Origin of the sequence: Nocardioides sp., from assembly GCF_031397825.1 — a bacterium.
GTDB lineage: Bacteria > Actinomycetota > Actinomycetes > Propionibacteriales > Nocardioidaceae > Nocardioides.
The window spans coordinates 1-8872 of record NZ_JANNML010000208.1; the positions used below are offsets into that span (position 1 = coordinate 1).

The 8872-nt window shown below is 69.6% G+C and carries 11 protein-coding genes; 10 read left to right on the top strand and 1 reads right to left on the bottom strand.

Annotation, left to right across the window (positions count from 1 at the left end; genetic code table 11):
* The 9 genes from sufB to RMN98_RS17695 form a co-directional block, all read left to right on the top strand.
* On the top strand, positions 1 to 1245 hold a 1245-nt coding region (gene sufB / locus RMN98_RS17655; RefSeq protein WP_309650128.1), incomplete at its 5' end, for a Fe-S cluster assembly protein SufB.
* A 46-nt stretch (positions 1246 to 1291) separates the two neighbouring features.
* Positions 1292 to 2482: a Fe-S cluster assembly protein SufD gene (gene sufD, locus RMN98_RS17660; protein ID WP_309650129.1), complete on the top strand. Its 1191-nt coding sequence runs from the start codon at positions 1292 to 1294 to the stop codon at positions 2480 to 2482.
* Positions 2482 to 2817, top strand: coding sequence for a non-heme iron oxygenase ferredoxin subunit (locus RMN98_RS17665; RefSeq protein ID WP_309650130.1), 336 nt, complete (start codon positions 2482 to 2484; stop codon positions 2815 to 2817). The genes sufD and RMN98_RS17665 overlap by 1 nt, the downstream gene beginning before the upstream one ends.
* A 44-nt stretch (positions 2818 to 2861) precedes the next feature.
* Positions 2862 to 3617: a Fe-S cluster assembly ATPase SufC gene (gene sufC, locus RMN98_RS17670; protein ID WP_309650131.1), complete on the top strand. Its 756-nt coding sequence runs from the start codon at positions 2862 to 2864 to the stop codon at positions 3615 to 3617.
* Between the two features lie 41 nt (positions 3618 to 3658).
* Positions 3659 to 4915, top strand: coding sequence for a cysteine desulfurase (locus RMN98_RS17675; RefSeq protein ID WP_397210044.1), 1257 nt, complete (start codon positions 3659 to 3661; stop codon positions 4913 to 4915).
* A gap of 3 nt (positions 4916 to 4918) precedes the next feature.
* Positions 4919 to 5383, top strand: coding sequence for a Fe-S cluster assembly sulfur transfer protein SufU (gene sufU / locus RMN98_RS17680; RefSeq protein ID WP_309650132.1), 465 nt, complete (start codon positions 4919 to 4921; stop codon positions 5381 to 5383).
* Positions 5383 to 5754: a metal-sulfur cluster assembly factor gene (locus RMN98_RS17685; protein ID WP_309650133.1), complete on the top strand. Its 372-nt coding sequence runs from the start codon at positions 5383 to 5385 to the stop codon at positions 5752 to 5754. Before sufU ends, RMN98_RS17685 begins: the two co-directional genes overlap by 1 nt.
* A 225-nt stretch (positions 5755 to 5979) precedes the next feature.
* Positions 5980 to 6591, top strand: a complete 612-nt coding sequence (locus tag RMN98_RS17690; RefSeq protein ID WP_309650134.1) for an acVLRF1 family peptidyl-tRNA hydrolase — start codon at positions 5980 to 5982, stop codon at positions 6589 to 6591.
* A 58-nt stretch (positions 6592 to 6649) separates the two neighbouring features.
* Complete coding sequence (locus tag RMN98_RS17695) at positions 6650 to 7555, top strand: phosphotransferase (RefSeq protein WP_309650135.1); 906 nt, start codon at positions 6650 to 6652, stop codon at positions 7553 to 7555.
* A 168-nt stretch (positions 7556 to 7723) separates the two neighbouring features.
* Here the strand turns inward: RMN98_RS17695 and RMN98_RS17700 are convergent, their stop codons facing one another.
* The gene (locus RMN98_RS17700) at positions 7724 to 8458 is read right to left on the bottom strand and encodes a class I SAM-dependent methyltransferase (protein WP_309650136.1); all 735 of its coding nucleotides are present in this window, start codon (positions 8456 to 8458) and stop codon (positions 7724 to 7726) included.
* 31 nt (positions 8459 to 8489) lie between these two features.
* Here RMN98_RS17700 and RMN98_RS17705 point away from each other — a divergent pair.
* The coding region (locus RMN98_RS17705) for a GNAT family N-acetyltransferase (protein WP_309650137.1) at positions 8490 to 8872 on the top strand (383 nt) is incomplete at its 3' end.

Here is an 8872-nt window from a genome sequence, read left to right on the forward strand (position 1 = left end):
AAGGGCCTCAAGCTCTTCCACCGCAAGCCCATGCCGACCTGGGGCTCCGACCTCGACGGCATCGACTTCGACAACATCAAGTACTTCGTGCGCTCCAGCGAGAAGCAGGCCGCGACGTGGGACGACCTCCCCGAGGAGATCAAGAACACCTACGACAAGCTCGGCATCCCCGAGGCGGAGAAGCAGCGCCTCGTCTCCGGTGTCGCGGCGCAGTACGAGTCGGAGGTCGTCTACCACTCGATCCGCGAGGACCTCGAGGAGCAGGGCGTGCTCTTCCTCGACACCGACACCGCCCTCAAGGAGCAGCCGGAGCTCTTCCAGGAGTACTTCGGCACCGTCATCCCCGTCGGTGACAACAAGTTCGCCGCGCTCAACACCTCGGTGTGGTCCGGCGGCTCGTTCATCTACGTGCCCAAGGGCGTCCACGTGGACATCCCGCTCCAGGCCTACTTCCGGATCAACACCGAGAACATGGGTCAGTTCGAGCGCACGTTGATCATCGTCGACGAGGGTGCCTACGTGCACTACGTCGAGGGTTGCACCGCGCCGATCTACTCCTCCGACTCGCTGCACTCCGCGGTCGTGGAGATCATCGTGAAGAAGGGTGGTCGCTGTCGTTACACGACCATCCAGAACTGGTCCAACAACGTCTACAACCTCGTCACCAAGCGTGCGGTGTGCGAGGAGGGCGCGACCATGGAGTGGGTCGACGGCAACATCGGCTCCAAGGTGACGATGAAGTACCCCGCCGTCTACCTGATGGGCGAGCACGCCAAGGGCGAGACGCTCTCGATCGCGTTCGCGGGCGAGGGCCAGCACCAGGACGCCGGCGCCAAGATGGTGCACGCGGCGCCCAACACGTCCTCCTCGATCCTGTCGAAGTCGGTGGCGCGCGGCGGTGGCCGCACCTCCTACCGCGGCCTGATCCAGGTCAACGAGGGCGCCCACGGCTCCAAGTCCAACGTGCTCTGCGACGCGCTGCTGGTCGACCAGATCAGCCGCAGCGACACCTACCCCTACGTCGACATCCGCGAGGACGACGTCTCGATGGGTCACGAGGCGAGCGTGTCCAAGGTGTCCGACGACCAGCTCTTCTACCTCATGTCGCGAGGCATGGAGCAGGACGAGGCGATGGCGATGATCGTGCGCGGCTTCATCGAGCCGATCGCGAAGGAGCTCCCCATGGAGTACGCCCTCGAGCTCAACCGGCTCATCGAGCTGCAGATGGAGGGCGCGGTCGGCTGACCGCCGGCGCCCCCGCTCACACCCGAACAGCTAGGAAGAACTTTCAGTGACTGTGACCGACACCGCACGCGAGAGCGTGGAGTCGATGCTCGAGACCAAGCGGATCGAGAGCCACCTCAACCCGCCGCCGTCCTACGACCTGGCGGACCACCCGGCCCCCACGGGCCGGGAGGAGATCTGGCGCTTCACCCCGCTCAAGCGACTGCGCGGCATCCTCGACGGCGAGGCCTCCGCGGCCACGCTCACCTGGGAGTCTTCGCTGCCCGAGGGCGTGACCCTCACCGAGATCTCGGCCGCCCAGGCGGCCGAGCTCGGTGAGCTGGCGCCCAACGACCGGCCCTCGGCGCTCGCCGTGGCCAACGCGAGCAGCGCGCTGCTCCTCGACGTGCCGGCCGACCTGGAGCTCGACGGGCCGGTCTGGCTCAAGCTCCACGGTGAGTCGGTCGACGACCTCGTGTGGGGCCACCTGGTGATCCGCGTCGGTCGCTTCTCCAAGGCCACCATCGTGCTCGAGCACACCGGTTCGGCGCGCTACTCCGCGACCACGTCGGTGCTCGTCGGCGACGGTGCAGGAGCCAACGTGCTCACGCTGCAGGACTGGGACGACGACGCGGTGCACCTGGGTCGCGACGCGATCCTCGTGGGCCGTGACGCCTCCGTGCGCCACACGGCCATCTCCTTCGGGGGCAACCTGGTCCGCATGCACGCCAACGTCGAGTACGCCGGTCCCGGCGGCCAGGCCGAGCTCCTCGGGCTCTACTTCGCCGACGCGGGCCAGCACATCGAGCACCGCCTCTTCGCCGACCACAACGAGCCCCGCACCAAGAGCAACGTCATCTACAAGGGCGCGCTCCAGGGGCAGGGTGCCCACACGGTCTGGATCGGCAACGTGCTGATCCGCAAGGAGGCCGAGGGCATCGAGACCTACGAGGAGAACCGCAACCTGGTCCTCACCGAGGGCTGCCACGCCGACTCCGTGCCCAACCTGGAGATCGAGACCGGCGAGATCGAGGGAGCAGGTCACGCCTCCGCGACGGCCCGTTTCGACGACGAGCAGCTCTTCTACCTCCAGGCCCGCGGCATCTCCGAGGCCGAGTCGCGCCGGCTGGTCGTGCACGGCTTCTTCAACGACCTGATCCGCCGCGTCGGCGTGCCCGAGCTCGAGGAGAAGCTGCTCGCCACCGTCGAGGAGGAGCTCTCCAAGAACGTCCTGCGGGTGACCGAGGACGCTTCCTGATGGGCTTCGAGCTCGCCTGCGCGCTGACCGACGTCCCCACCGACGAGGCGCTCGGCGTCACCGTCGGCGCCATCGACGTGGCCGTCGCCCGTGACGGCGACGAGGTCTTCGCGCTGCAGGACCTCTGCTCGCACGCAGCCGTCGCGCTGAGTGAGGGCGAGGTCGAGGACTGCACGGTCGAGTGCTGGCTGCACGGCTCGCGCTTCGACCTGCGCACCGGCAAGCCCAGCGGCTTTCCCGCGACCGAGCCGGTCGCGACCTTCCCCGTCGAGGTCCGCGACGACGGCGTCTACATCGACACCACCACCACGCTCAACGGCGTGCGCCCCACCTGAGGTCCCGCACCTCACCCACCGTTTTCCTGAGAGGAACTGAAGATATGAGCACGCTGGAGATCAAGGACCTGCACGTCTCGGTCGAGACCGAGGACGGTCCCAAGGAGATCCTCAAGGGCGTCACGCTGACGATCGACGACGGCGAGACCCACGCGATCATGGGCCCCAACGGCTCGGGCAAGTCGACGCTGGCCTACAGCATCGCCGGCCACCCGAAGTACACCGTCACCGGCGGCAGCGTCACCCTCGACGGTGACGACGTCCTCGCGATGTCGGTCGACGAGCGCGCCCGCGCCGGCCTCTTCCTGGCCATGCAGTACCCCGTCGAGGTCCCCGGTGTCTCGGTGTCCAACTTCCTGCGCACCGCCAAGACCGCCATCGACGGGGAGGCGCCCAAGCTGCGCCACTGGGTCAAGGACGTCAACAAGGCGCTCCAGGACCTCAACCTCGACCCGTCCTTCGGCCAGCGCTCGGTCAACGAGGGCTTCTCCGGCGGCGAGAAGAAGCGTCACGAGATCGCCCAGCTCGAGCTGCTGAACCCCAAGATCGCAGTGCTCGACGAGACCGACTCCGGCCTCGACATCGACGCGCTCAAGATCGTCTCCGAGGGGGTCAACCGCTTCCGCGCCCAGGAGGGCAAGGGCGTCCTGCTGATCACGCACTACACGCGGATCCTGCGCTACATCACGCCCGACCAGGTGCACGTCTTCGTCGACGGCAAGATCGCCGACCAGGGTGGTCCCGAGCTGGCTGACGCGCTCGAGGCCGAGGGCTACGACAAGTACCTGACGAAGGTCTGAGCCCCACCCGCCGCCCCACCGCCGAGGAAGGAACAACCACCATGGAAGGCCTGCTCCCCGAGCTGGACGTGATCCGCAAGGACTTCCCGATCCTCGAGCGCGTGCTCGACAACGGGCAGCCGCTGGTCTACCTCGACAGCGCCAACACCTCGCAGAAGCCGCAGGTGGTGATCGACACGATGGTCGATCACCTCGAGCGGCACAACGCCAACATCTCCCGCGCCATGCACCAGCTCGGCGCGGAGTCGACGGAGGCGTTCGAGGCCGCGCGCGACAAGGTCACGGCCTTCATCGGCGCACCCTCGCGCGACGAGGTCATCTTCACCAAGAACGCCACGGAGTCGCTCAACCTGGTCGCCAACACGCTCGCCTGGGCGACCGGCGACCTGGCGATCGGTGAGGGCGACGAGGTCGTCATCACCGAGATGGAGCACCACTCCAACATCGTGCCGTGGCAGCTGCTCACGCAGCGCAAGGGCGCGACGCTGCGGTGGTTCGGCCTGACCGACGACGGTCGTCTCGACCTGTCGGACATCGACGAGCTGATCAACGAGCGCACCAAGGTCGTCTCGCTGACCTGGGTCTCCAACATGCTCGGCACCATCAACCCCGTCGCAGAGATCGCTCGCCGTGCCCACGAGGTCGGCGCGATCGTCGTGCTCGACGCGTCGCAGGCCGTGCCTCAGCTGCCGGTCGACGTGACCGCGTCGGGTGCCGACCTGCTGGTCTTCACCGGGCACAAGGTCGTCGGCCCGACCGGCATCGGCGTGCTCTGGGGCAAGCGTGCGGTGCTCGAGGCCCTGCCGCCCTTCCACGGCGGTGGCGAGATGATCGAGACCGTCCGCATGGACATCTCCACCTACGCCGGGATCCCGCACAAGTTCGAGGCCGGCACCCCGCCGATCGTGGAGGCCATCGGCCTCGGGGCGGCGGTCGACTACCTCGGCCACATCGGCATGGAGGCGATCCACGACCACGAGAAGGCGATCACCGCCTACGCGCTCGAAGGACTGGCCACGCTGCCGGGCCTGAAGGTCCTGGGTCCCCTGGACGCCGACCAGCGCGGTGGGGCGATCTCCTTCGAGCTCGAGGGCGTCCACCCCCACGACATCGCGCAGGTCCTCGACTCGCGCGGGGTCGCCGTACGCGCCGGTCATCACTGCGCCAAGCCCGCCCACGCCCGCTTCGGGGTGCAGAGCTCGACCCGGATGTCGTCCTACCTCTACACGACGCCCGCCGAGATCGACGCCCTCGTCGAGGGGCTGGAATACACCCGCTCCTACTTCAAGTTGAGTTGAGAGATGAGCCAAGACCTCGACGCCCTCTACCAGGAGATCATCCTGGACCACTACAAGCACCCCCACCACGCAGGGCTGCGTGAACCCTTCGAGGCGGAGGTGCACCACGTCAACCCGACCTGCGGCGACGAGGTGACGCTGCGCGTCCACGTCACCGACGGCGTGGTGTCCGACGTGTCCTACGACGCCATGGGCTGCTCGATCTCGCAGGCCTCGACCTCGGTCATGGCCGACCTGGTGATCGGCAAGCCGGTCGACGAGGCGATGAGCATCCACCAGGAGTTCCTCACCCTGATGCAGGGCAAGGGCGCCGTCGTGCCCGACGAGGACGTCCTGGAGGACGGCATCGCCTTCGCCGGCGTCGCGAAGTTCCCGGCGCGCGTCAAGTGCGCACTACTGTCATGGATGGCCTGGAAAGACGCCACCACCCAGGCGGGCTCGGTCGAGCCCGCATCGAAGGAGATCTGATGGCTGACCACAGCGACCTGCCCGACGTGCCCGAGGCTGCTCCCACGGGTGGCGGTGTGTCGACGGTGTCCGTCGACGACGTCACCGAGGCGATGAAGGACGTCGTCGACCCCGAGCTCGGGATCAACGTGGTCGACCTCGGCCTCGTCTACGACGTCCATCTCGACGAGGCCACCAACTGCGTCCTCGACATGACCCTGACCTCCGCGGCCTGCCCGCTGACCGACGTGATCATGGACCAGACCAACGCCGCGCTCGAGGGTCTGGTCAACGACGTCGCCATCAACTGGGTCTGGATGCCGCCCTGGGGCCCCGACAAGATCACCCCCGACGGCCGCGAGCAGCTGCGAGCCCTCGGCTTCAACGTCTGAGGCGCAAGCCTGGAGCGAAGCGACAGGCGTGCGACCCGAGGAGGTCGAGCGAGCCCCGCGGGCGAGCGTGCGAGCCCACGACGGGCGGGTCGAGACCCACGGTCCGAGTCGTGCAACATCGCGCCGACTCGGCGTACGCGGTGCAACATCGCGCCGACTCGGCGTACGCGGTGCAACATCGCGCCGACTCGGCAGTGGTGCGGCGCGCGGGCTAGGTTCGCCCCCGTGCCGATCATCGTCCCTGCAGCCCGGATCGAGCGGTGGCTCGCCAACTTCGCCGAGCGGCACGGCCCGACGAGCCGCACCGTGACGGACGGTGCGCTGACCGGCGTCGCCGAGGACGGGTCGGACTTCGTGGCGCACCTCCCCTTCGACCAGTCGTACGACGGACCGCCGGACGACGTCGGCGCATTCGTCGCCGCCGTCGAGGGGTCGGTCCCGGACGACTGGGGCGTGCTGCTCGTGCGCAAGGGCGGCTTCGCCGTGGCCCGTCTCTCCGGCACGACGACGGGGGAGTCGAAGGTCGGCCAGCGTCACGTGCAGGGCCGCACCAAGGCGGGCGGTCAGTCCCAGCAGCGCTTCGCTCGGCGGCGGGACAACCAGGCCCGGCAGGCCTACGAGGCAGCGGCCGAGCACGCGGCGCGCATCCTGGGGCAGCGGCACCCGGTCGTGACCGGGGGCGACCGCAGCGCGGTCGAGGAGGTCCTCGCCGATCCCCGGCTCACCGGCCTGACGGTGGTGGAGCCCTGGCTCGACGTCCCCGACCCGAAGCGCGGGATCCTCGAGCAGGCCGTTCGGGACGCCTGCAGCGCGCGGATCGACGTGCGCAACGCGTGAGAGGCTGCGCCCGGCGCGTCCACGTCTGTGAGGCTTCACGTCCGCTAGCGTCCCGAGCATGTGGCAGCCCGAGCCCGGGTGGCACCCGCTCCCCGGCGGCACCGGTACGTCCACGGTGGGGGTCTGGCGCACCAGTCTGAGCGGGCGACCGATGGTCGTGAAGCGCCTCGCACGTCCCCGCCAGGACGACCCCTCCGAGCTCTCCGACCCCCGACACTTCGCCTACTGGCGGCGTGAGGCCGACGTGCTCGACTGTGCCCTCACCGCCACGACGTCCGGGTTGCGATCGGCTCCGGCGGGAGTCGAGGAGGACGCCGACGGCATCACGATCACGCGTGAGTGGGTCGAGGACGCCTCCTGCAGCGGGCTCTTCCTCGCGATGGGGCTGGGACGCTTCGCCGGCTGCGAGCTGCCGCGGCCCGCGTGGCTGGCCGAGCACCAGCTCCGGGCGCGGCTCCTCCGGGTCGAGTCGCGAGGTGGCTGGCCCACGCTCGCACGCACGACGGTGGCCGACGTCGCGGATCACCTGTGGACCCGTCGTACGACGCTGCTCGCGGTGAGCGAGTCGCTCCCGCACGTCCCGCAGCACGGTGACCCGACGCTGGCCAACCTGCCGGGACGCGTCGACGACGAGGTGCTCGCCATCGACTGGTCGATGCTCGGCACCGGACCGGTCGGGGCAGACCTGGGACTGCTCTCGCTGGCGTCCCGCGAGGAGTTCGAGCCGTTGCTCGATGCCTATCTGCTCGGTCTCCCCGACGGCCTCGCCTCACGTGAGGACGCCCTGCTCGGGGCTCGGATCTCCGGTGTCTACACCGCCCTGTCGCTCGCCGAGTGGGCGCTGGCGCGGGTCGCCGGGGGAGAGGGGGCGCTGGCCGGCAAGTACCGCCACCCCGCGGTCGCGCCGCACCTGCGCGCGCTGCAGCGTCAGTTCCCCGCGATCGAGGCGCTCGTCGAGTGGTGAGGCATGACTCTCGGTGAAGGTCTGGGTGGCAGGTCAGCTGGGTGACCTCGCAGCCGTGCGGCGGTGATGGACGTCGTCCTGGGAGCGGTCGAGCATGACAGCGTCTTCTACGCCTACCCGCACGTCCGCCGGGTGGATCGTGTGGAGGAGTGGCTCGCCGGGCTGTGATCAGTCACGTCGGGCGAGCAGCACCATCTCGAGGCCGGGGCGGTCGGGTGCCTCGCGCACGTCGGTGAGCACGAGGTCGTGGTCCGCGAGGTCGCGCTCGATCTCGTCGAGGCTCCTGAAGCGCAGGGTCGACGTCGACGGCACGGTGTCGCCACCCACCGTCGTGGCCGTCTCGAAGGTCACCAGGGGCAGCGCCACCTCGGTCACCGCCCGGCTCACGACGACGCGTCGTCCGTCGGGAAGGTCGACGGGCGCGGGTGGGACGTCCCAGGACTCCCACGCGCGCGCGTCGGTGCGCCGCGTCTCGAGGACGAACCAGCCGCCGGGGCGCAGACAGCTGCGCACCGCCGCGAGGGTCGCGGTCCAGTCGTCGTCGGACACGAAGACCTGGGCCACGTTGCCGGTCATGACGACGAGGTCGGCTGCTCCCGCGGCTCCCTCGCCGTCGAGGAGCGATGTCGCGTCGCCGTGGAGCCAGGTCACCCGGTCGGCGTACGGCTTGGTCCGCGCGACGTCGAGCGAGGCGCCCGCGGGGTCGACGCCGACGACCGTGAGGCCGCGCTCGGCCAGTAGCACCGCCAGCGACCCCGTCCCGCAGCCGACGTCGACCACGGTCGTCGCCTGAAGCTCCGCGGCGATGGCGACGTAGGCGTCGAGGTCGCTCCGGTCGTCGTCCAGGGCGTCGTAGAGCACGGCCAGACGGGGATCGGCGAAGACGGGGTCGGGTGGGCGCACGGGTCGACGGTACGGCGTGCAGGATGGCGGCATGACGAGTCCGGGTGAGCCGTGGGTGGTCAGCGAGGCGACGGAGCAGGACCGGGGGGCGTGGGGGCGCCTCTACACGGCGTACGCCGCCAGTGCCGGCTTCCGGCTCTCGGAGGCGCACCTGGCGACGGTGTGGTCGTGGATCCTCGACGACTCCGCCCAGACCAGTGGCCTCCTGCTGCGGCACGGCGACGAGCCCGTGGGGCTGGCCCACTGGCGGCGCTTCGAGCGGCCGCTCGCCGGCTCGGTCGGCTGCTACCTCGACGACCTGTTCGTCGACGATCGGCTCCGGGGGCGCGGCGGTGCACGCGAGCTGCTCCGCCACCTCGCAGCGTTGACGGCGGCTCGCGGGTGGACCACCGTGCGGTGGACGACGGGGGAGGG